18 protein-coding genes are annotated in these 21,386 nt (G+C 68.1%); 11 read left to right on the top strand and 7 right to left on the bottom strand.

Features of this window, described 5'->3' with window-relative positions; genetic code table 11:
* Positions 1-54 precede the first annotated feature (54 nt).
* From RBT54_RS07890 to RBT54_RS07865, 6 genes are all read left to right on the top strand, one after another.
* Positions 55-990, top strand: a complete 936-nt coding sequence (locus tag RBT54_RS07890; RefSeq protein ID WP_320365884.1) for a phosphoribosylaminoimidazolesuccinocarboxamide synthase — start codon at positions 55-57, stop codon at positions 988-990.
* A gap of 301 nt (positions 991-1,291) precedes the next feature.
* Complete coding sequence (locus RBT54_RS07885) at positions 1,292-2,065, top strand: DUF2189 domain-containing protein (RefSeq protein WP_320365883.1); 774 nt, start codon at positions 1,292-1,294, stop codon at positions 2,063-2,065.
* 111 nt (positions 2,066-2,176) lie between these two features.
* Positions 2,177-4,267: a M3 family metallopeptidase gene (locus tag RBT54_RS07880; protein ID WP_320365881.1), complete on the top strand. Its 2,091-nt coding sequence runs from the start codon at positions 2,177-2,179 to the stop codon at positions 4,265-4,267.
* On the top strand, positions 4,264-5,037 hold the full coding sequence (gene xth / locus RBT54_RS07875) for an exodeoxyribonuclease III (protein ID WP_320365878.1): 774 nt from the start codon (positions 4,264-4,266) through the stop codon (positions 5,035-5,037). The genes RBT54_RS07880 and xth overlap by 4 nt, the downstream gene beginning before the upstream one ends.
* Before the next feature lie 40 nt (positions 5,038-5,077).
* On the top strand, positions 5,078-5,779 hold the full coding sequence (locus tag RBT54_RS07870) for a Crp/Fnr family transcriptional regulator (RefSeq protein ID WP_320365876.1): 702 nt from the start codon (positions 5,078-5,080) through the stop codon (positions 5,777-5,779).
* Positions 5,780-5,946: 167 nt separating this feature from the next.
* Positions 5,947-6,138, top strand: a complete 192-nt coding sequence (locus RBT54_RS07865; RefSeq protein WP_320365874.1) for a DUF2892 domain-containing protein — start codon at positions 5,947-5,949, stop codon at positions 6,136-6,138.
* Positions 6,139-6,230: 92 nt separating this feature from the next.
* On the opposite strand, the gene rsmA is transcribed toward RBT54_RS07865, so the two are convergent.
* Genes rsmA through RBT54_RS07845 form a run of 4 tightly spaced genes read right to left on the bottom strand, consistent with a single transcriptional unit; the run spans position 6,231 to position 11,987 of the window.
* Positions 6,231-7,046, bottom strand: a complete 816-nt coding sequence (gene rsmA, locus RBT54_RS07860; protein WP_320365872.1) for a 16S rRNA (adenine(1518)-N(6)/adenine(1519)-N(6))-dimethyltransferase RsmA — start codon at positions 7,044-7,046, stop codon at positions 6,231-6,233.
* 21 nt (positions 7,047-7,067) lie between these two features.
* Positions 7,068-8,123, bottom strand: coding sequence for a 4-hydroxythreonine-4-phosphate dehydrogenase PdxA (gene pdxA, locus RBT54_RS07855; protein ID WP_320365870.1), 1,056 nt, complete (start codon positions 8,121-8,123; stop codon positions 7,068-7,070).
* Positions 8,120-9,436, bottom strand: a complete 1,317-nt coding sequence (locus tag RBT54_RS07850; protein WP_320366090.1) for a peptidylprolyl isomerase — start codon at positions 9,434-9,436, stop codon at positions 8,120-8,122. Before RBT54_RS07850 ends, pdxA begins: the two co-directional genes overlap by 4 nt.
* Before the next feature lie 31 nt (positions 9,437-9,467).
* Positions 9,468-11,987, bottom strand: a complete 2,520-nt coding sequence (locus tag RBT54_RS07845; RefSeq protein ID WP_320365868.1) for an LPS-assembly protein LptD — start codon at positions 11,985-11,987, stop codon at positions 9,468-9,470.
* A 102-nt stretch (positions 11,988-12,089) separates the two neighbouring features.
* On the opposite strand from RBT54_RS07845, the gene RBT54_RS07840 reads away from it, so the two are divergent.
* From RBT54_RS07840 to RBT54_RS07825, 4 genes are all read left to right on the top strand, one after another.
* Positions 12,090-13,130 (top strand): aminoglycoside phosphotransferase family protein, encoded by a 1,041-nt coding sequence (locus tag RBT54_RS07840; RefSeq protein WP_320365866.1) that lies wholly within the window; start codon positions 12,090-12,092, stop codon positions 13,128-13,130.
* Between the two features lie 17 nt (positions 13,131-13,147).
* The gene (gene murU / locus RBT54_RS07835) at positions 13,148-13,831 is read left to right on the top strand and encodes an N-acetylmuramate alpha-1-phosphate uridylyltransferase MurU (protein ID WP_320366088.1); all 684 of its coding nucleotides are present in this window, start codon (positions 13,148-13,150) and stop codon (positions 13,829-13,831) included.
* Positions 13,832-14,401: 570 nt separating this feature from the next.
* On the top strand, positions 14,402-15,745 hold the full coding sequence (locus RBT54_RS07830) for an aminopeptidase P N-terminal domain-containing protein (protein WP_320365864.1): 1,344 nt from the start codon (positions 14,402-14,404) through the stop codon (positions 15,743-15,745).
* Complete coding sequence (locus RBT54_RS07825) at positions 15,738-17,015, top strand: FAD-dependent monooxygenase (RefSeq protein WP_320365862.1); 1,278 nt, start codon at positions 15,738-15,740, stop codon at positions 17,013-17,015. The genes RBT54_RS07830 and RBT54_RS07825 overlap by 8 nt, the downstream gene beginning before the upstream one ends.
* 251 nt (positions 17,016-17,266) lie before the next feature.
* Here RBT54_RS07825 and RBT54_RS07820 read toward each other — a convergent pair whose 3' ends face one another.
* The 3 genes from RBT54_RS07820 to RBT54_RS07810 are packed head-to-tail and all read right to left on the bottom strand — an operon-like array spanning position 17,267 to position 19,778.
* On the bottom strand, positions 17,267-18,067 hold the full coding sequence (locus tag RBT54_RS07820; protein ID WP_320365860.1) for a MetQ/NlpA family ABC transporter substrate-binding protein: 801 nt from the start codon (positions 18,065-18,067) through the stop codon (positions 17,267-17,269).
* A 23-nt stretch (positions 18,068-18,090) separates the two neighbouring features.
* Entirely contained in the window at positions 18,091-18,750 is a 660-nt protein-coding gene (locus tag RBT54_RS07815; protein ID WP_320365858.1) for a methionine ABC transporter permease, read from the bottom strand.
* Entirely contained in the window at positions 18,750-19,778 is a 1,029-nt protein-coding gene (locus tag RBT54_RS07810; RefSeq protein ID WP_320365856.1) for a methionine ABC transporter ATP-binding protein, read from the bottom strand. Before RBT54_RS07810 ends, RBT54_RS07815 begins: the two co-directional genes overlap by 1 nt.
* Positions 19,779-20,133: 355 nt before the next feature.
* Here RBT54_RS07810 and RBT54_RS07805 point away from each other — a divergent pair, with 355 nt between their 5' ends.
* Complete coding sequence (locus RBT54_RS07805; RefSeq protein ID WP_320365853.1) at positions 20,134-21,282, top strand: PLP-dependent aspartate aminotransferase family protein; 1,149 nt, start codon at positions 20,134-20,136, stop codon at positions 21,280-21,282.
* Positions 21,283-21,386 lie beyond the last annotated feature (104 nt).

Raw genomic sequence — 21,386 nt, 5'->3', positions numbered from 1 at the left:
GGCACCTTCACCTCCCCTATAATCCCGGCTTTGCCAGCAACCCGAGGCCCCACCGTGGCGACGCCCATTTTCGAGACTTCCATCAAGAGCCTGCCGCTGCTCGGCCGCGGCAAGGTGCGCGACATCTACGCCGTCGACGACGAAAAGCTGCTGATCGTGACCAGCGATCGCCTGTCGGCTTTCGACGTGATCCTGCCCGACCCGATTCCCGACAAGGGTCGCGTGCTGGTGGCGCTGGCGAACTTCTGGTTCGACAAGCTCGCTCACATCCTGCCCAACCAGCTCACCGGCATCGACCCCGAGACCGTGGTGGCCGCCGACGAGCGTGAACAGGTGCGCGGGCGCGCGCTGGTGGTCAAGCGCCTGAAGCCGCTGCCGATCGAGGCGGTGGTGCGCGGCTACGTGATCGGTTCGGGCTGGAAGGACTACCAGGCCACCGGCGCGATCTGCGGCATCGCGCTGCCGGCGGGCCTGCAGCAGGCGGCGAAGCTGCCGGCGCCGATCTTCACGCCCTCGTCCAAGGCCGACATGGGCGAGCACGACGAGAACATCTCCTTCGCGCAGGCGCAGGCGCGCTGCGAGGCGATGCTGAAGGACGCGCTCGCCGGCACCGGCAAGACCGGCGCCCAACTCGCCGAGGAAGCACGCACGGCGGCGATCGCGCTGTATTCCGAGGCGGCCGAGTTCGCCGCCAGCCGCGGCATCATCATCGCCGACACCAAGTTCGAGTTCGGCATCGACGCCGCCGGCACGCTGCATCTGATCGACGAGGCGCTGACCCCCGACTCCTCGCGCTTCTGGCCGGCCGACAGCTACCGCGAGGGCATCAGCCCGCCGTCCTTCGACAAGCAGTACGTGCGCGACTACCTGGAAACGCTGGACTGGAACAAGACCGCGCCCGGCCCGAAACTGCCGGCTGACGTGATCGAGCACACCGCAGGCAAGTACCGCGAGGCCTACGAGCGCCTGACCGGCCAGAAGCTGGCCTGAACTGCGTACGCGGACCACGCGTGATCAGGGGAAGGGGCGTCCAGAGGGCGCCTTTTTTGGTTCCGCGTTCCGATTTCCACTGCGTGCCTGATCGATCCACCCGCGCGGCGTGAGGCCAAACCAACGTATGCTGCATAGCATCAGCCTATGTGAACAAGGAATAACTCGCATTCGCGAACTCTTCGCACATGTCCTATTCTAAAAAAGTGAAGACCCGGTGACTGACGTGGGCATTCATGCCCGCCACCTGCGCACGCCCGGGGCACGGCTCACCCAAAACAACAGAGATGTGGAGAAGAACATGGACAAACCCTACGACTCGCTGGACCAGCATTTCAAGCTGCCTCACATCCGGTCGATCGGCACCGATCGGCCGATGCAGTGGTTGCGCATGGGGTGGAGCGACATGCGCGACAACCTGGGGGCCAGCCTTTCCTATGGCGTGATCCTGGCCGCGATCGGTTATGTGATCCTGTCCTACGCGGCGAACAAGCCTTATCTGTTCATGGCCGCCATTTCGGGCTTCATGCTGATCGGACCGATCGCAGCCGCCGGCCTCTACGAGATTTCACGCCGCTACGAGAAGGGCGAGAAGATCTCGTTCGTGGGATCGATCCGCGGACTGGCCAGGAACGCCGACGGGCTGGCGATGTTCGGCGCCTTCCTTGCCGTCGCGCTCATCGCCTGGGAACGGCTCTCGGCCATCATGTTCGCCCTCTTCTACCGGGGCGAAGTCAGTGACGTGACGAACTTCGTCAGCGGCATTCTGGGCTCGGGCTCCAACCTCTACTTCATGGCGGCCTACATCATCGTCGGTGCCGTGCTCGCGCTCGTCGTGTTCTCACTTTCGGCGATCGCAATTCCGATGGTGATGGACCGCGAAAGCGACACCGTCACCGCGGCGATGACCAGCCTGCGGGCCGTACAGGTCAATTTCGACACCATGCTGCTCTGGGCGGTGATGATCGTCGCCCTGATCGGCGTCGGCTTCGCGAGCATGATGATCGGCATGGTGATCCTGCTGCCGCTGGTGGGCCATGCCACCTGGCATGCGTATCGCGACCTGGTCCGCTGACCCATTCAAGTCGAACCGGCGGCGGGCGCCGAACGCGGCGCCCGCCGCATTTTTTTGCGGCAGAATAGCCGACTTGTCCGGGCAACCCGGAACGAACAGACAAGGTAGAAGATGCACGCCAAGACCTCCGCCAACACCACCCCAACCAATCCCCTGCTCGACTTCTCGGGCATGCCGCGCTTTGCCGACATCAAGCCGGAACACGTCGAACCCGCGATCCGCGGCCTGATCGACGAGAACCGCGCGCTCATCGAGCGCCTCACCGCCGACCCGGCCACCCCGACGTGGGACGACTTCGTGAGCCCGATGGACGAGGCCGGCGAGCGCCTCGGCCGCGCCTGGGGCGTGGTCGGCCACCTGCACAGCGTGTTCGACGTGCCCGCGTGGCGCGAGGCCTACAACGCAATGCTGCCCGAGATCTCGCGCTTCTTCGCCGAGGTCGGGCAGAACCTGGCGCTGTTCCAGAAATACAAGGCGCTGCACGACAGTGCCGAATTCGCCACCCTGTCACCGGTGCGCCAGCGCATCCTCGAGCACGCGCTGCGCGACTTCCGCCTCTCCGGCGCCGAGCTGCCCGACGCGCAGAAGCCGCGTTTCCAGGAAATCCAGGAAGAGCAGTCCCAGCTCGCCGCCAAGTTCTCCGAGAACCTGCTCGACGCCACCAACGCCCACGCCGAGTGGATCAGCGACGGAGCCGGCCTTGCCGGCATCCCGGAGGATGCGCGCCAGGCCGCCCGCGCCGCCGCCGAAGCCGAGGGCAAGGAAGGCTGGAAGTTCACGCTGCAGATGCCGTCCTACCTGCCGGTGCTGCAGTACGCCGACGACCGCGAGCTGCGCGCGCGCATGTACCGCGCCTACGCCACCCGCGCGTCCGAACTCGGCAACCCGGAACTGGACAACGGCCCGCTGATCGGCCGCATTCTCGCGCTGCGCGATGAAGAGGCGCGCATGCTCGGCTACCGCAACTTCGCCGAAGTATCGCTGGTGCCGAAGATGGCCGACACGCCGGAACAGGTACTTGGCTTCCTGCACGACCTAGCCGCCAGGGCCAAGCCCTTTGCCGAGAAGGACCTGGAAGAGCTCAAGGCCTTCGCCAAGGCCGAGCTGGGGCTGGACACGCTAGAACCCTGGGACGTGGCCTACGCCTCCGAGAAGCTGCGCGAGCAGCGCTACGCCTACTCCGACCAGGAGGTGAAGCAGTACTTCCCCGAGCCCAAAGTGCTCGACGGCCTGTTCGGCGTGATCCGCGCGCTGTACCGCGTCGACATCCTCCCCGACGAGGCGCCGAGCTGGGATCCCGACGTGCGCTTCTTCCGCATCGAGAAGGAAGGGGAGCTCGTCGGCCACTTCTACCTCGACCTGCACGCGCGCAGCACCAAGCGCGGCGGTGCATGGATGGATTCGGCGCGCAGCCGCCACCGCAACACCTGGGGCAGCGACACGCCGGTCGCCTACCTGGTGTGCAACTTCCCCGGCCCGGTGGGTGGCAAGCCGGCCACCTTCACCCACGACGACGTGCTGACGCTGTTCCACGAGTGCGGCCACGGCCTGCACCACCTGCTCACCCAGGTCGATGAGCTCGCGGTGTCCGGTATCCACGGCGTGGAGTGGGACGCGGTCGAGCTGCCCAGCCAGTTCATGGAAAACTTCTGCTGGGAGTGGGACGTGCTGCAGGGCATGACGGCGCACGTCGATACCGGCGAGCCGCTGCCGCGCGCGCTGTACGACAAGATGATCGCCGCCAAGAACTTCCAGAGCGGCATGCAGACCGTGCGCCAGCTCGAGTTCTCGATGTTCGACCTGCGCCTGCACGGCGAGATTGATGCAAGCTCGGGCCCGGTGCCGATCGAGCGCGTCATGAGCCTGCTCAACGAGGTGCGCAAGGAAGTCGCGGTGATGATCCCGCCCGCCTGGCACCGCTTCCCGCACAGCTTCTCGCACATCTTCGCCGGCGGCTACGCGGCGGGCTACTACAGCTACAAGTGGGCCGAGGTGCTGTCGGCTGACGCCTTCGCGGCCTTCGAGGAAGCCGGCGCCGGCCGCGGCAGCCTGCTCGACCCGGAGACCGGCGAGCGCTTCTGGCGCGAGATTCTGGCGGTGGGCGGCAGCCGCCCGGCGCTCGACTCCTTCAAGGCCTTCCGCGGCCGCGAGCCCAAGGTCGACGCGCTCCTGCGCCACAGCGGCATGGTGGCGCAGGCATGAAGATCGCCACCTGGAACGTCAACTCGCTCAAGGTCCGCCTGCCCCACGTCCTCGACTGGCTGGCGGCCAACAAGCCCGACGCGCTCTGCCTGCAGGAACTGAAGCTCGAGGACAAGGCCTTCCCGGTCGCCGAGTTCGAGGCCGCCGGCTACCACGCCGTGTTCATCGGCCAGAAGACCTACAACGGCGTCGCCATCCTGAGCCCGCAGCCGATCGACGAAGCCACCGTGGTGCGCAACATCCCCGGCTTCGAGGACGAGCAGAAGCGCATCATCGCAGCCACCATCAATGGCGTGCGGGTGGTGTGCGGCTACTTCCCCAACGGCCAGGCGGTGGGCTCGGACAAGTTCGAGTACAAGCTGCGCTGGCTCGCGGCACTAACCGAGTGGCTGCGCGAGGAACTGAAGACGCACGAACGCCTGGTGCTGGCCGGCGACTTCAACATCGCCCCTGAGGACCGCGACGCCCACCCGGACTGGAAGGACGAGATCCATGTCTCGGAGCCCGAGCGCGCCGCCTTCCGCGCGCTGCAGGACCTCGGCCTGATCGACGCCTTCCGCCTGTTCGAGCAGCCCGAGCGCGCCTTCTCGTGGTGGGACTACCGGATGATGGCCTTCCGCCGCAACTTCGGCCTGCGCATCGACCACCTGCTGGTGTCGCCCGCGCTGCGCGCGGCCTGCCGTAGTTGCGTGGTGGACAAGGAACCGCGCCGCCTGGAGCGCCCCTCGGACCACGCCCCGGTGGTGCTGGATCTGGCGCCCGACGTGTGAGCGCGCGCTGACCGTCATTCTTCTGTACGACAATGCGCCCATGACCACGCACGCCGACTCCGCACCGACGGCTCAGACCGAAACCGAGCGCCTCGAGCGCTGCTACCCGGTGCTGTCGGCGCTGTCGCCCCCCGCACGCAGCCGCCTGCTGCACAGCGCGCAGTGGATGCGCGTGCCGTCGGGGGCGATGTTGTTCGACGACCGCCAGGCCTGCGAGGGTTTCCCTTTCGTCGTCGAGGGCACGGTGCGCGTCAGCAAGTGCGCGCCGAGCGGGCGCGAGTTGCCGCTGTATCGTGTCGGCCCGGGCGAAACGTGCATCATCTCCTCGTCCTGCCTGCTCGGCCACGAGGACTACAACGCGCGCGGCGTCACCGAGTCAGACACCTTGCTGATGCTGCTGCCAAAGCCCGTGTTCGACGAGCTGATGGGCGAGCGTCCGTTCCGCGACTTCGTTTTCCACCTTTTCGCCGAGCGCATCGCCGACCTGATGCAGTTGATCGAGGAAGTCGCCTTCCGCAAGCTCGACCAGCGCCTCGCGGCCCTGCTCCTGGGCAAGGGCCGCTTGCTCCACATCACTCACCAGCAGCTCGCCGACGAACTGGGCAGCGTGCGCGAGATCGTGAGCCGCCTGCTCAAGAGCTTCGCCGATCAGGGTCTGGTGAAACTTGGCCGCGAACAGCTCGAGATCCTGGACCCCGCGGGGCTGCGCCGGCTCTCCAGCGAAGGCTCGGGCAAGGCCTGACGACCGCGCTGCGCCGGTCTGCGCACGCGGGGGCCGGGCGTCGATGCCGTTTGGAAAACGGGGCGCGCGCACCTATCCTGTAAGGGCTGTGTAACCATGGTTACAGACGGTGGTCATGCTGGCGTGATCCAATCGCGCCACTACCCCATTCCATTCAGGAGAACACCATGAAAACCAACGTTGGCGGCATCGACAAGATCATCCGCATCCTTGCAGGCATCGCTCTGATCGCCTGGGCGCTGATGGGCGGCCCGGTGTGGGCCTGGATCGGCGTGGTCCCGCTCGCTACCGGCCTGCTCGGCTGGTGCCCGGCCTACACGCTGTTCGGCATGAACACCTGCCCGCTGAGCAAGAAGTAAGCAGCCTGCCTTCGGGTCTGGCGGCCACGCCGCCAACCTGAGGGCGCGCTGAGGGCGCGGTCTGCGCTGCGAGCCGCGCCCGACGCACTATCTCAGCCGCGCGAGGCGCAGTGGTTGGCGATGGCGACGTACTGCTCCACCGACAGCCTCTCGCCGCGCAGGCCCGGGTCGATGCCCACCGCATCGAAGTCGGCCTCGTCCAGGAACGCACGCAGCGTGTTGCGCAAGGTCTTGCGACGCTGACCGAACGCAGCGGTGACGATGCGGCTGAACAGGTCCTCATCCTTCGCGCCCAGTCGATCCGCCGGCAGCGGCGCCAGGCGCACGATGCTCGACATCACCTTGGGCGCCGGCCGGAAGGCGCCCGGCGGCACGTCGAACAGCCGCCCCATCCGGAAGCGGTACTGGAGCATCACCGACAGCCGGCCGTATTCCTCGGTACCCGGCTCGGCCACCATGCGCATCACCACCTCCTTCTGCAGCATGAAGGTCATGTCCTTGACCTTGTCGGCAAAGCCGGCGAGGTGGAACAGGATCGGCGTGGAAATGTTGTACGGCAGGTTGCCGACGATGCGCAGCGAGGGCTCGGCACCGGCGTCCTGGCTGCCGCACAGGCTGCCGAAGTCGAACTTGAGCGCATCGCCCTCATGCACCGTCAGTTGCTCGGCGGTGTAGCGCTCGTGCAGGCGGGCGATGAGATCGCGGTCGATCTCGACCACGTGCAGGTGACCGAGGCGCTCGATCAGCGGCGCGGTCATCGCCCCCAGGCCGGGGCCGATCTCCACCATCAGCTCGCCCGGCTGCGGGCGGATGCCGTCGATGATCTTGCGGATGATGTTGGGGTCGGACAGGAAGTTCTGGCCGAAGCGCTTGCGTGCGCGATGGCCGTCTGTTTCTAGGTCGTGCATGGAAATCCTTTGTGCGCCGGATCAGGCCGCGGCACGCGCGGTGGCGCGGGCGGCAGCCATGGCGATCGCGAGTTCGATCGCGGCAAACAGGCTGCCCGCGTCGGCGCGACCACTGCCGGCGAGGTCGAGCGCGGTGCCGTGGTCGACCGAGGTGCGGATGATGGGCAGGCCGAGCGTGACATTGACGCCGCCGCCAAAGCTGGCGTGCTTGAGCACCGGCAGACCCTGATCGTGGTACATCGCCAGCACCGCGTCGCCGTGCGCGAGCGTGTGCGGCACGAACAAGGTATCGGCCGGCAGCGGGCCGACGAGCTGCATGCCTTCGGCGCGCAGGCGCTCGAGCACCGGGATGATGACGTCGATTTCCTCGCGCCCCATGTGGCCGCCCTCGCCCGCGTGCGGGTTGAGGCCGGCGACGAGGATGCGTGGCGACTCGAGCCCGAAGTGATGGACGAGGTCGGCGTGCAGGATGCGCAGGGTTTCTTCCAGCGCCTGCGGCGTGATCGCCGCCGGCACTGCGGCGAGCGGCAGGTGGGTGGTCACCAGCGCCACGCGCAGGCCACCTCCCACCAGCATCATCACCACCCGCGGCGTGCCGGTGTGCTCGGCGAGGTATTCGGTGTGGCCGGTGAAGGGCATGGTGTCGTGCGCGCCCAGGCCCTCGCAGATCACGCCCTTGTGCACCGGCGCGGTGACCATCGCCGCGAAGCGACCGTCGAGGCAGGCCTCGATCGCATGATCGAGCAGGCGCAGGACGTAGGCGCCGTTGGCAGGATCGAGCTTGCCGGCAACCGCAGGACGGGCGAGCCCCTGGTGGATGACCTCGACCGTATCCGGCGCTGCCGCCACGTCGGCATCGAAGGGGACGATTCGCACGCGGCAGCCCAGCGCTGCCGCGCGCGCGCGCATCAGCTCGATGTCGCCGAGCACCACCAGCCGAACCGGCCATTCACGCTCGACGATACGCAGGCACAGCTCCGGGCCGACACCGGCAGGCTCACCGCTGGTGATGGCGACGATCGGCCGCTGCGCGCCGAGCGCGGCGCTCGGCGACGGCGTGCCTGCGGCGACGCTCATTCGCGCTCTAGGCGGTAGTCGACGTAGGTGCTGTCGCGCAGTTGCCGCACCCAGTCCTCGTAGGCCTGTTCGGCCTTGCGCTCGCGCAGGGCCTGGCGTGCCGCCGAACGCTTGCGCTCGTCGGTGACGTCCTGCACGCGACGCTCCATCACCTGGATCAGGTGCCAGCCAAAGGGCGAGCGCACCGGCGGGCTCACCTCGCCCGCCTGCAGCGCGTTCATCGCACGCTCGAATTCAGGGACCGTGTCGCCCGGGTTCAGCCAGCCCAGATCGCCACCCTTGGCGGCGGACAGGTCGGCCGAGCTGGCCTTGGCGAGCTCGCCGAAATCGGCCCCGTTGACCACGCGCTCGCGGATCGCCAGCAGACGCGTCTCGGCGTCGGTATCGGAGAGCACCTCGGAGGTCTTGATCAGGATGTGTCGCGCGCGGGTCTGCTCGAGCTGCTGTACCGCCTCGGCGCCACCGCCGCGACGCTCGACCAGACGCACGATGTGCAGGCCGGCCGCGCTGCGCAGGATCGGCGAAGTCTCCCCCGGCTGCATGCGACGCACTGCGTCGGCGAACAGCCCCGGCAGACGATCGAGCGGGCGCCAGCCCAGGGCGCCGCCCGACAGGCCGTCCGGTGCATCCGACACTTCGGCCGCCACGCGGGCAAAGTCCTCACCCGAGCGCAGACGCACCATGACCTGCTCTGCACGCCGCGCCACCGCCTCGATCTGCTGCGGCGTGGCGCCTTCGGGCGTGCGCAGCAGGATGTGCGCGACCGAGAACTCCTGACCGGAGAACGCATCCGGGTTGTTGGCGATGAAGTTGTCGATCTCGGCGTCGGTGACGACCACGCGGCTGTCGACCTCGCGCTCGCGCAGGCGGGTGAGCAGGATCTCGGTGCGGATCTCGTCGCGGAAGCGGTTCCAGGCGACGCCGTCCGTTTCGAGCGTCGTCCGCAGTTGCTCGACCGACAGCTTGTTGTTGCCCGCGATGCGCTCGATCGCACGCTCGAGCGTGGCGTCGTCCACCCGCAACGAGGTCTCCTGCGCAAGCTGGACCTGCGCGCGCTCGACGATCAGGCGCTCGAGCAACTGGCGCTCGAGTACGTTGTCGGGCGGCAACTCGACGCCCTGGCGGGCGAGCTGGCGCTTGGCCTGCTCGATGCGGGCGCGCAGTTGCAGGGACGTGATCACTTCGCTGTTGACGACCGCGACGATGCGATCGACTTCGACCGCGCGCGGCGCGGGGTGGACGGGCATTGCGATCGTCGCCGCCGCCAGGCCGATGGCCAGCGCGACACGGGTATGGAGAAAGAGACGGGTCATGTTCATTCGCTGTGGATTCGCGGAGCGGGACTCACTCGGCACCGAACACCCGGTCGGCGGAGGAGTCGTTGATCTTGCCATAGCCCGGCACGCTGCGCTTGATCAGGCTGAGCGGGTTGGAGCCGATGCCGGCGAGGTCGTTGAGTTCGAGCTGGACGAAGATGGCATTGGTAACGTCGTTCTCGTCGATGGCGAAGCGGTGCATTGCGGTGCGGAACACCCAGCAGCCGCCATCGTATTCGAGACCGGCGACGGCTTCGGTGACGCGGTTGTCCTTGAGGGAGTGGGTCACGCGGCCGACACCGTACCAGTTGCGCGCGATCGGCCACTGGCCGGAGACGTCGATGTCTTCGAGGCCGACAACACCCCTGTCGACTGGCAGCTTGGGCGCGTACCGGTAGCTGAGGTTCAGCGTTCTAGCAAAGCCGGCCTGATAGCGGATGTTGGCATTCAGGCGCTCGGTCTGACTGGTTTCGGTGTTGAATTGCATGTACGAGTCGACCGAGACCCGCTTGTTGATCTGGCCCCCCAGGCCAGCCAGGATCTCGTTGCCGCGCCCGGCACGGCGTAGCTCACTCTCGTCGAACAGATAAACCTGCTGATCCGAGAAATAATAGCGCTGCCCCAACAGCGCACGCAGGCGCTCGACACCCGTATCCGAATCGATGAAGCGTGTCGTCACCGCCGCGGTCAGGTCGTTGGCGTCGCCGATGCGGTCGCTGCCCGAGAAACGGTTTTCAGAGAAGATCTGCGCAAAACCCACGTCGAAGCGATTGCTGTCGAAGACCGGGATCTGAGTCTGGTCCTTGTCCTGAACACGCAGGTAGAACAGACGCGGCTCCAGCGTCTGCACATAGTCGCCCCCGAAGATGTTTGTCTCACGCTCGAAGAACAGGCCGGAATCGAGCGACATGATCGGCAGGCTGCGCGTGATCGAATTCGGCTTGGCCTCATTCGCCTTGGCACGATCGACGTCGTAACTGCTGTAGTGCACGCCGGCCTTCGGGGTCACGAACCACGAGGCGCCCTGCAGCGGCAGCGACAATTGCGGATAAGCAACGAAGCGGGTCGCCTCGTCGTTAGCGTCCGGATTCGCGTGCGCGAAGCGGGTGACCTCGCTTTCCAGCGTGGCCGCCAGACCACCCACAAGGTCCGCACGGTACGCATTGAGCGCAATCTGCGGCAAGCGCCGATAGGGCTCGGCGTTGGGCGCCTCGCCCTCTGGGCTGAGTGTCTGGTAACGCTGAACCAGGGCGGATGCGGACCACCAGCCGCCCGCGTAGATCAGTCGGCCCTCGCGCAGCAGGTTGACTCGTGATGCGACGCCGATGTTGGAGGACAGATCCTCGAAGTAATCGTCATCGGACACAGCGTTCAGATCCAGCGTACCGTACAGATTCGGCGCAAACCGATGCTGGTGCTGGATCGACCCGAGCCGACGCTCTTCGCCCGTCACCTTGTCTTCCGGCATCCACTCGACACGCGTCGTGCCCTGGTAGTCCTCCCCCAGGTAACGCACTTCGCCACCGACCTGCAGGCCGCGCCGGCTCATGATGCGGGGGGCGACGGTGGCATCGTAGTTGGGGGCGATGTTCCAGTAGTAGGGCTGGGTGAAGTCGACACCGGTCTTGTTCGACGAGCCGAAGGTCGGCGGCAGGAAGCCTGACTGACGCTGCCCGTTGAGCGGGAACTCGGCCCACGGCATCCAGAAGATCGGCGTGTCCATGAACACGATCGAGGCGCCATGCGCGGTGCCGACCTCGCGGTCGTAGTCGAGTTCGAGTTCGCGCGCCTTGATGTACCAGTCGGGGTCGGTCGGGCTGCAGGTCGTCCACGTGGCGTTCTTCAGGCTGTACTGGTTCTCGCCCTCGAGGTTCAGCACGTCGGCCTCGCCGCTACCCGACACCGAGCGTGGCGCATCGCCGGCCAGGACGGGGCCGCGGGCGCGGGAAAGCTGGTACTGCGGCGACTCGAAGCGCCCCGTGCGGTCCCCCACCACCAACGTCGCCTGCGGCCCGCGGATGGTGTCGGTGCCGCGGCTGAGCACGACGTTGCCTTCGGCCACCACCTCGTCGGTCGGCTCGCGGTAGGTGACCTTATCGGCGGTGAGCACGGTGTCGTCGCGCTGCAGCTCGGCGTCGCCCTCGGCGACGAGTTCGATGCTGCGCGAACCGTGGATGCGCAGCGCGCTGATGGCGGTGGTGCCGACCGGCAGCGGCGCCGCCGTTGAAGCCTGCTCCTCAGAGGTCTCGACTGCAGACGAATGCACAGCCGTCGAGTCGGCACCGGACGACGGCTCTGCGCCAGCCCCAACCGCCTTCGCTGCCGGAACAGCGGGCACTGCATCGGTTGCCGGTGTGGAGTCGACCGCCTTCACGGCGCGCTCGACCACCGGCACGGATGCCTTCGCCGGCGCAGGCCGCGACGTGCGCAGCAGATCGGGCGACACCTTAAGCGGCGGCAAGGACTCTGCGAGACTCGCGCCCGACATGCAGAGCAGCAGCAGCGGAATCAGACGAATGCGCGCGTTTGGAGCCATACGGGGAGCCATGCGGATCAAGCCTTTGCGATTGCCCGGCATGCACGACTGCACACCCGGACCACCGTATTGATAAACTCGCGGATTCTACACGAACGTCCGCGGAGAACCGGTTTGCATCGTCTCGAACAACTCAGGGCCTGGCTCGCCGCAACCCTGCCCGGCCAGCCCTTCGACCTCGCCCCGGCCTCGGCCGACGCGAGCTTCCGGCGCTACTTTCGCGCCAGCTTCGCCGATGGCAGCCCGTCCCGCATCGTCATGGACGCCCCGCCCGAAAAGGAAGACGTGCGCCCCTGGCTGCACGTGGCCGAACTCTTCCGCGCCGCCGGCGCCCACGTACCCGAGGTGCTCGCGCAGGACCTCGACCAGGGCTTCCTGCTGCTCTCCGACCTCGGCTCGACCACCTACCTGAACGCCCTGCAGCCCCCCGCGGGCCAGGAGCCCGACCTCCACCGCGCCGCCCACCTCTACGCCGACGCGCTCGGCGCGCTCGCCGCCATCCAGAGTGCGAGCCGCCCCGACGTGCTGCCCGAGTACGACCGCGCGCTGCTGCTGCGCGAGCTGCAGCTCTTCCCCGAGTGGTACATCGCCCGCCACAAGGGCGTCACCCTCACCGATGCCGAAACCGCCAAGCTCAACACCGTGTTCGAGCGCATCCTCGCGGTCAACCTCGCCGAGCCGCAGGTCTTCGTGCATCGCGACTACCACTCGCGCAACTTGATGCTGCTCGAGCCTTCCGACGGCCTCGGTGCCAACCCCGGCATCATCGACTTCCAGGACGCGGTCTACGGCCCCATCTCCTACGACCTGGTGTCGCTGTTCAAGGACGCCTACATCCGCTGGGACGAAGACTTCGTGCTCGACATGCTGATCCGCTACTGGGAGACGGCCAGAAAGCTCGGTCTGCCCGTGCGCGCGGAATTCGCCGACTTCCACCGCGACTTCGAGTGGATGGGCGTGCAGCGCCACATCAAGGTGCTCGGCATTTTCGCGCGTCTCTATCACCGCGACGGCAAGGAGGGCTACCTCGCCGACATGCCGCTGGTGATGGACTACCTGCGCCGCGCCTGCAAACGCTACCGCGACCTCGGCCCGCTGTTGAAGCTGCTCGACCGCCTCGAGCCCGAGCAGACCCAGGTCGGCTACACCTTCTGATGGCCCACCCCCGCGCCATGATCCTCGCCGCCGGCCGCGGCGAGCGCATGCGCCCGCTCACCGACCACACCCCCAAGCCCCTGCTGCCAGCCGGCGGCAAGCCCCTCATCGTGTGGCACATCGAGCGCCTGCGCGCCGCCGGCTTCACCGAGCTCGTCATCAACCACGCCCACCTCGGCCACCGGCTGGAACAAGCGCTGGGCGACGGCGCCGCCTTCGGCGTGCGCATCGCCTGGTCACCCGAAGCCAGCGCCCTGGAAACCGCCGGCGGCATCCGCCACGCCCTGCCGCTGCTCGGCGACGCGCCCTTCGTCGTCGTCAACGGCGACGTCTTCTGCGACGCCGACTTCACCGCGCTGCGCACCGCAGCCGAAAAGCTGCGCGCAGACGGCCCGCTCGCCCACCTGCTGCTGGTGGACAACCCCGAGCACCACCCCGAAGGCGACTTCCACCTCGGCACCGCAGGCCGCATCCACACCGACGGCCAGCCGCGCCTGACCTTCTCCGGCCTCGGCGCCTACCACCCCACCCTGTTCGCCGACCTCGCCGACAACACCCCCGCCAAGCTCGCCCCCCTGCTGCGCACGGCGATGACCGCCGGCCAAGTCACCGGCCAGCACCACACCGGCCGCTGGATCGACGTCGGCACGCCAGAGCGCCTGGCCGAACTCGATCGAGAACTGGTGCGCGCGCGGGACTGAACCGGCTGCGGAACCCCTCCGCGATGGTTTTCCTGCGCGAGCGCCAGAAGGCGCGAACCTGGCGGCCCGCTTTCCGGCGACGCTCATCGTCCACCCTCTGCCCATTTGCCCATCCGCCGACCATCCCCCCATTCGCACCTTCCGGCGCTCCTACATGGGAGGTGGCGAGCTTGCCCACGCAGGCGGCGGGATGGGGCGGGCGGGGGGCGGGCTGTCGAGAGCGCCGATCCGGCGGGCGTTCGCGGGGAAACAAGGCGATGCATGTCTGAGCGAGCGCAGCGAGCGAGTTTGCATCGCCGCCCCGCGAACGTTCGCCGGATCGGGAAGCCGAAGGCCGCGAACGTCTGCCCGCCACACGCCCGCCCCGTCCCGCCGCCGACCAGCCCGCGCCACGTGCCACCGCGCCACATACCAACCCAAGCGGACCAGCACCCGCCCCCCCATGCTCCGCGCCCGGCACTTCCCACGACGAACGCGATCCATATCATCCGATGAGCCGCCAGAAGCCCCACCCACCTCATGCTCGCCACCGACCTGCCCCCACTCCCTCCGCGTGAGATAATTCCTCCCATGAACGCACCCGGCACCACCCCCATGGACACCGCCCCCTTCCGCGCCCGCCGCGCCCGCCTCATGCAGCGCATGCAGGCCGCCGGCGGCGGCGTCGCCATCCTGCCCACCGCCCCCGAGCGCGTGCGCAACCGCGACGCCCACTACCCCTACCGCCATGACAGCTACTTCTACTACCTCACCGCCTTCCGCGAACCCGAGGCCGTCGTTGTGCTCGTCGCCGGCAAGGAGCCCAAGCAGATCCTGTTCTGCCGCGAAAAGAACGAAGAACGCGAGATCTGGGACGGCTACCGCTGGGGCCCCGAGGCCGCGCGCGAAGCCTATGGCTTCGACGAAGCCTGGACCATCGGCGACCTCGAAAAGCGCCTGCCCGACTACCTCGCCGACCAGCCCCTGCTATGGACCAGCCTCGGCTACGACAACGACTGGGACGCACGCGTGCTCGGCGCGCTCAACGCCGTGCGCGACAAGGCCCGCAGCGGCCTCACCCCGCCGCATTCGGTGCGCGACCTGCGCGCCGAGCTCGACGAGATGCGCCTCGTCAAGGACGCTTCCGAGCTTGCAACCATGCGCCGCGCCGCGCAGATCTCCGCCGCCGCGCACTGCCGCGCCATGCGCGCCACCCGCGCGGGCCACTTCGAATTCGAGATCGAAGCCGAGCTGCTGCACGCCTTCCGCGCCGCTGGCAGCCAGGCGCCCGCCTACACCAGCATCGTCGCCGGCGGCGCCAACGCCTGCGTGCTGCACTACGTCGAAAACGATCAGCGCCTCAAAGACGGCGACCTGCTGCTGATCGACGCCGGCTGCGAGCTCGACGGCTACGCCTCCGACATCACCCGGACCTTCCCGGTGAACGGCCGCTTCTCCGGCCCGCAGCGCGAGGTTTACGAAATCGTCCTCGCCGCCCAGGCCGCTGCGCGCACCGCCACCCGCCCCGGCGCGCACTGGAACCAGCCGCACGACGCCGCGGTGAAGGTGCTCGCCCAGGGCATGCTCGACCTCGGCCTCATCAAGGGCAGCCTGGACGGCGTTCTCGAGAACGGCGACTACCGCCGCTTCTATATGCACCGCACCGGCCACTGGCTCGGCATGGACGTCCATGACGCGGGCGAATACAAGCTCGGCGGCGACTGGCGCCCGCTCACCGAGGGCATGGTGCTGACCATCGAGCCCGGCTGCTACATCCGCCCGGCCGACGATGTGCCCGAGGCCTTCTGGAACATCGGCATCCGCATCGAGGACGACGCGGTCGTCACCGCCGACGGCTGCGAGCTGATCACCGGGGACGTGCCCAAGGCGGTCGCAGAGATCGAGGCGCTGATGCGAGACACTCGCCATGGCTGACGACACCCCCGACCGCGTCCATGACCTGCTGATCGTCGGCGCCGGCCCGGTCGGTCTGGCGCTGGCGCTCGCGCTGAAGGACGCCGGCCTCGACATCGTGCTCGCCGACACACGCACGCGCGACGCGGTGACAAGGGACCCGCGCGACCTCGCGCTCGCCCACGGCACCCGGCTTACGCTGCAGCGCCTCGGCGTGTGGGATGGGCTGCCGACCACCGCGATCCAGCACATCCACATCTCGCACCAGGGCGGGCTAGGGCGCACCCTGATCGACGCCGCCGAACACGATATGCCCGCGCTCGGCTACGTTGCCTCGGCCGGCGCGCTCGCCGCCGCCCTGCGCAAGGCGGTGGACGCGGCTGGCATCCCCGTGTTCGACGAAACCGAGATCACCAACCTGGCCGCCGGCGAGAGCGACGTGATCGCCAGCCTCGCCGGCGCCGGCCGCCCCGCGCCCACGCTGCGTACGCGCCTTGCCGCCTGCGCAGAAGGCGGCCTGCGCGCGGGCGACCCCAACGTGGTCGAGCACGACTACGACCAGCACGCACTGATCGCCGACGTGCAGGTCGCGGGCGGCCATCGCCACGCCGCCTTCGAGCGCTTCACCCCGCAGGGCCCGGTTGCGCTGCTGCCCAAGGGCGAAGGCTACGCGCTGGTGCATGTCGCCCGCCCGGACACTGCCGACGAACTGCTCGCGCTCGACGACGCCGCCTACCTCGGCCGCCTGCAGGCCCACATCGGCGGCCGCGCACGGCTGACCGGCGTGGGCACGCGCCTGCGCTATCCGCTGGTGCTGCGTTACCGGCGCTCGACCATCGCCCAGCGCACGGTGTGGCTGGGCAACGCCGCGCAGACGCTGCACCCGGTCGCGGGCCAGGGCTTCAACCTCGCGCTTCGTGATGTATGGGCGCTGGCCGACACGCTGCTCAAGCAGCGCGACGCACACTTCGCTGCCGCGGCGCGCTCGCATGCCAGCCCGATCGCTTCACCCGGGCAATCCTCGGGCTCGCACACGGCGAACCCCGGGGCACAAGTCTCCATGTCCTTCGACCCCGGTCGGGCCGAGGTGCTCGCAGCCTACGCCGCAGCCCGCGGCCTCGACCGCCTCGGCACGATCCGCTTCACCGACACCCTGGTGCGCGTGTTCAGCAACGACTTCGCCCCGCTGCGCCACGCGCGCGGCGCCGCGCTGTTCGCCCTCGACCTGATCCCCCCGCTGCGCCATTTCGTTGCGCGCCGAATGATGTTCGGCGCCCGCGCCTGGCCCTGAGGCACCCGCACCTGGCCTTGCGACGCCCCACAAGCCTCGGGGCAAGCCGTTCAGGCTCAGCATTCGCGGGCGAGCCCGCTCCCACGAGGTTGGAGACACTCCGCCATCTGCGCGCCTCCGGCACTGTGGGAGCGGGCTTGCCCGCGAACGCGCGCCCCAAGCAAGCAAAAAGGCCTGCACCCCGGACACGGGACTGCAGGCCTCTTGCTTCATGAGCGCCGCGATCGGGCTGCGCGATCCTCAGATGCCGATCAGAACGCCGGCACCACCGCGCCCTTGTACTTGTCGGCGATGAACTGCCTCACCTCAGGCGAATTCAGCGCAGCGGCGAGCTTCTTCATCGCCTCGGTGTTCGCGCTCTCCTCGTGCGCCACCAGCAGGTTGGCGTAGGGCGAGCTGGCATCCTCGATGAAGAGCGAGTCCGTCAGCGGGTTGAGCTTGGCCTCGATCGCGTAGTTGGTGTTGATCACCGCCAGGTCGACCTGGTTGAGGATGCGCGGCAGGGTCGCAGCCTCGAGCTCGCGGATCTTGAGCTTCTTCGGATTCTCGGCGATGTCCTTCTGCGTGGCCGAGATGTTGTTCAGATCCTTGAGCGTGATCAGCCCGTTCTTGGCCATCAGCAGCAGCGCACGACCGGAGTTGGACGGGTCGTTCGGGATCGCAACCGTCCCGCCGTCAGGGATGTCGGCCACCGCCTTGTGCTTGCCCGAGTAGGCACCGAGCGGCTCGACGTGCACCTTGGCCACCACGACCTGGATGTCGTTCTTCTGCTTCTTCTTGAACTCGTCGAGGTAGGGCTGGTGCAGGAAGAAGTTGCCGTCGACGCGCTTCTCGTTGGTCTGCATCGAGGGCTGGACGTAGTCGGTGAACACCTTCACCTCGAGCTCCACGCCGTCCTTGGCCAGCATCGGCTTGACGAACTCGAGGATCTCGGCGTGCGGCACCGGGGTGGCGGCGATGACCAGGCGGTCGGCGGCCACGGCGGCGGTGCCGGCGGCCAGGGTCAGCGTGCCGAGGGCGGCCGCCAGGAGTTTGCGCAGGGTAAACGACATCGTTGAAGTCTCCTTCGTGAGGATCACTTGCGGGTGAAATACAGCACCAGGCGGTCGCCCGAGTACTGGATGATCTGGACGAGCACGACCAGCAGGGCAACGGTGATCACCATCACCTCGGTCTGGAAGCGCTGATAGCCGAAACGGATCGCGAGGTCGCCGAGGCCACCGCCGCCGATCACGCCGGACATTGCAGCATAGGACATCAAGGTGATCGCCGTCACGGTCACCGCGGCGATCAGCCCGGGCAGGGCCTCGGGCAGCAGCGCGCCGAAGATGATGCGCGAGTTGCGGATGCCCATCGCCTGGCAGGCCTCGATCACGCCGCGGTCGACCTCACGCAGCACGTTCTCGACCAGGCGCGCGAAGAAGGGCGCGGTGCCCACCACCAGCGGCGGGATCGCGCCCTCGACGCCGAGCGAGGTGCCGATCAGGATCACCGTGACCGGGATCATCACTATCAGCAGGATCAGGAAGGGCACCGAGCGCAGCACGTTCACCACGAACGACAGCACCGTGTAGACGAAGCCCTGCTCCAGCAGCTGGCGCTTGGCAGTGACGAACAGCAGGATGCCCAGCGGCAGGCCGAGCAGGATGGTGAAGAACAGCGACACGCCGGTCATGACCAGGGTCTCCCAGGTCGCCAGCCAGATGTCGCTCCAGTCGATGACGGACAGGTCCATTACTGCAGCACCTCGTGGTGGATCTGGTGGCGGTCGAGCTCGGCGAACACCGCGCGGATGTCGTCCTCGCTGCCTTCGAGCTCGAGCAGGAGCTGGCCGAAGGGCACGTCCTTGATGCTGGAGACCTCGCCCTGCAGGATCGTCACCTGCACCTTCGCGCCGGCCATGATGCGGCTCAGGATCGGCTGGTAGGTCACGTCGCCGATGTAGGTCAGGCGCACCAGCCTGCCGCGCAGCTTGTCCTTCATGTAGACATGCGCCGGGTCGAAGCTCGCCGCGGCGAGCGCGTCGCTCTGCGCCACCATGCTGCGCGTGACCGGATGCTGCGGATGCAGGAAGACATCGACCACCTTCCCGGCCTCGACGATGCGCCCGCCGTCGATCACCGCGACGCGGTCGCAGATCGTGCGGATGACCTGCATCTCGTGGGTAATCAGCACGATGGTGAGCCCGAGCTGGCGGTTGATGTCGAGCAGCAGGCGCAGGATGGACTGGGTGGTCTCGGGGTCGAGCGCCGAGGTCGCCTCGTCGCACAGCAGGATCCGCGGCCGGTTGGCGAGCGCACGCGCGATGCCCACGCGCTGCTTCTGCCCGCCCGACAGTTGCGACGGGTACTTGTGCCCCTGCTCGGACAGCCCGACCAGCGCCAGCAGCTCCTTCACCCTGGCCGAACGCTCGGCGGCATTCGTGTGTCCGGTCGCCTTCAGCGGCCAGTCGATGTTGTCGGCGACGGTCTTGGCGTTGAGCAGATTGAAGTGCTGGAAGATCATGCCCACGCGCCGGCGCAGCGCGTACAGGCCTTCGCTGTCAAGCGTCGTGATGTCCTCGCCGTCGATCAGCACACGGCCGGCCGAGGGGCGCTCGAGCAGGTTCAGCGTACGGATCAGCGTGCTCTTGCCCGCGCCCGAGCGGCCGATGATGCCGAACACTTCGCCGGCGCCGATCTCGAGCTCGATGTCGGCAAGCGCCTCCACCTCGCGGCCGTCGGCGGCACGGTAGGTCTTGCGCAGGTTTTCGATGCGGATCACGGAGGGTGCCCGAGCTGGAAAAAAGCTTGCGATCTTACCCGCGCCGCCGACTCGACACCAACAAGACGAGCTTGTAGGCTCTCGGCACCTCAGAACGATCACCCGAAGAAACAAGCCCCCCGACCGCAGCAGGCCTGCCCGCAAATGTCGTGGGAGCAACGCTCTGTGGGAGCGGGCTTGCCCGCGAATGTCGCAAAACCGAGCGCCACTTTCGCGGGCAAGCCCGCTCCCACGGCGCGAGGATGAGCCCTCGCCTCACGCAGACAGCCCGCCCCGCCCCGCTCTGCTCCAGACGCACCGCTCCGATCATCGGCTCATCGTCTTCAACGCCTCTCGCCCGCAAGGACTGCGCATCATGCAGCACGACGACACCTTCTCCCCCGCCACCCTCGCCGCCCAGGGCCTCGGCGCGACCACGATGCCGCACCGCGACATCGTGCCGCCGATCCACATGGCGACCACCTTCGAGCGCACCGAAGACGGCACCCTCCCCGGTGGGCGTATCTACGCGCGCGACGCCAGCCCGGCCTACGACCCCGCCGAAGCCCTGCTGTGCAAACTCGAAGGTGGCGCCGAGGCCGCGCTCTTCGCCTCCGGCATGGCCGCGGCCTCCGCGGTGCTGCTGGCGCTGAAGCCCGGTGCGCGCATCGTCGCCCCGCACGACATGTACTGGTCGCTGCGCAACTGGATGATCGGCTTTGCCGCCACCTGGCAGATCGGCCTCGACTTCTACGCCGACGGCGCCGAACTCGCCGCGCTGCTGCAGCGCCCCGCCGACCTGGTGTGGGTGGAAACCCCCGCCAATCCGACCTGGGAGATCACCGACATCGCCCGCGCTGCAAAGCTCGCCCACACCGCCGGCGCCCACCTGGTGGTCGACTCCACGGTACCGACCCCGGTGTTCACCCGCCCGCTCGCGCTCGGCGCCGACGTGGTGATGCACTCGGCGACCAAATACCTCAACGGCCACTCCGATGTGGTCGCCGGCGTGCTGGTGACCCGCTCCACCGACGACTTCTGGACGCGCATCAAGACCGCGCGCGCCGCCGGCGGCGCGGTGCTCGGCCCCTTCGAGGCCTGGCTGCTCAACCGCGGCCTGCGCACGCTCTTCCCGCGCGTGCGCACCGCCGCTGCCTCGGCGCTGCGCATCGCGCAGCATTTCGAGCACCACCCCGCGCTGCTCGCGGTCCTCTACCCCGGCCTCCCCGCACACCCCGGCCACGACATCGCCTGCCGCCAGATGGACGGCGGCTTCGGCGCCATGCTGTCGCTGCGCGTGAAAGGCGGCGAAGCGGCCGCGCGCCGGGTCGCAGGCGCCGTAAAGATATTCCGCCGTGCAACCTCCCTGGGCTCGGTCGAGAGCCTCATCGAGCACCGCGGCCCGATCGAGGGCCCCGGCACGCGCTGCCCGCTCGACCTGCTCCGGATCTCCGTCGGCATCGAAGACCCCGACGACCTGATCGCCGACCTCGAACAAGCAATGCAGAAAGCGAACGAACGCTGAAGCCCCAAAGGGGTTCCTCCATCGAGCCGCACCCACGTTTCCAGTCGCGGGGCCGGGGTGGGGGTCGCCAACTTCACGAGCGCCGAGGCGGAGGGCGGCGCGGG

Source organism: Thauera sp., assembly GCF_034003485.1.
Lineage (GTDB): Bacteria > Pseudomonadota > Gammaproteobacteria > Burkholderiales > Rhodocyclaceae > Thauera.
Note: the sequence above shows the minus strand (reverse complement) of the source record. Positions and strands in the feature narration are given on the sequence as shown.

Bases quoted from the DNA above. Each gene is read 5' to 3' on its own strand.
- RBT54_RS07885 (WP_320365883.1), top strand. From the start codon at position 1,292: ATGGACAAACCCTACGACTCGCTGGACCAGCATTTCAAGCTGCCTCAC.
- RBT54_RS07880 (WP_320365881.1), top strand. From the start codon at position 2,177: ATGCACGCCAAGACCTCCGCCAACACCACCCCAACCAATCCCCTGCTC.
- xth (WP_320365878.1), top strand. From the start codon at position 4,264: ATGAAGATCGCCACCTGGAACGTCAACTCGCTCAAGGTCCGCCTGCCC.
- RBT54_RS07870 (WP_320365876.1), top strand. From the start codon at position 5,078: ATGACCACGCACGCCGACTCCGCACCGACGGCTCAGACCGAAACCGAG.
- RBT54_RS07865 (WP_320365874.1), top strand. From the start codon at position 5,947: ATGAAAACCAACGTTGGCGGCATCGACAAGATCATCCGCATCCTTGCA.
- rsmA (WP_320365872.1), bottom strand. From the start codon at position 7,046: ATGCACGACCTAGAAACAGACGGCCATCGCGCACGCAAGCGCTTCGGC.
- pdxA (WP_320365870.1), bottom strand. From the start codon at position 8,123: ATGAGCGTCGCCGCAGGCACGCCGTCGCCGAGCGCCGCGCTCGGCGCG.
- RBT54_RS07850 (WP_320366090.1), bottom strand. From the start codon at position 9,436: ATGACCCGTCTCTTTCTCCATACCCGTGTCGCGCTGGCCATCGGCCTG.
- RBT54_RS07845 (WP_320365868.1), bottom strand. From the start codon at position 11,987: ATGGCTCCCCGTATGGCTCCAAACGCGCGCATTCGTCTGATTCCGCTG.
- murU (WP_320366088.1), top strand. From the start codon at position 13,148: ATGATCCTCGCCGCCGGCCGCGGCGAGCGCATGCGCCCGCTCACCGAC.
- RBT54_RS07830 (WP_320365864.1), top strand. From the start codon at position 14,402: ATGAACGCACCCGGCACCACCCCCATGGACACCGCCCCCTTCCGCGCC.
- RBT54_RS07825 (WP_320365862.1), top strand. From the start codon at position 15,738: ATGGCTGACGACACCCCCGACCGCGTCCATGACCTGCTGATCGTCGGC.
- RBT54_RS07820 (WP_320365860.1), bottom strand. From the start codon at position 18,067: ATGTCGTTTACCCTGCGCAAACTCCTGGCGGCCGCCCTCGGCACGCTG.
- RBT54_RS07815 (WP_320365858.1), bottom strand. From the start codon at position 18,750: ATGGACCTGTCCGTCATCGACTGGAGCGACATCTGGCTGGCGACCTGG.
- RBT54_RS07805 (WP_320365853.1), top strand. From the start codon at position 20,134: ATGCAGCACGACGACACCTTCTCCCCCGCCACCCTCGCCGCCCAGGGC.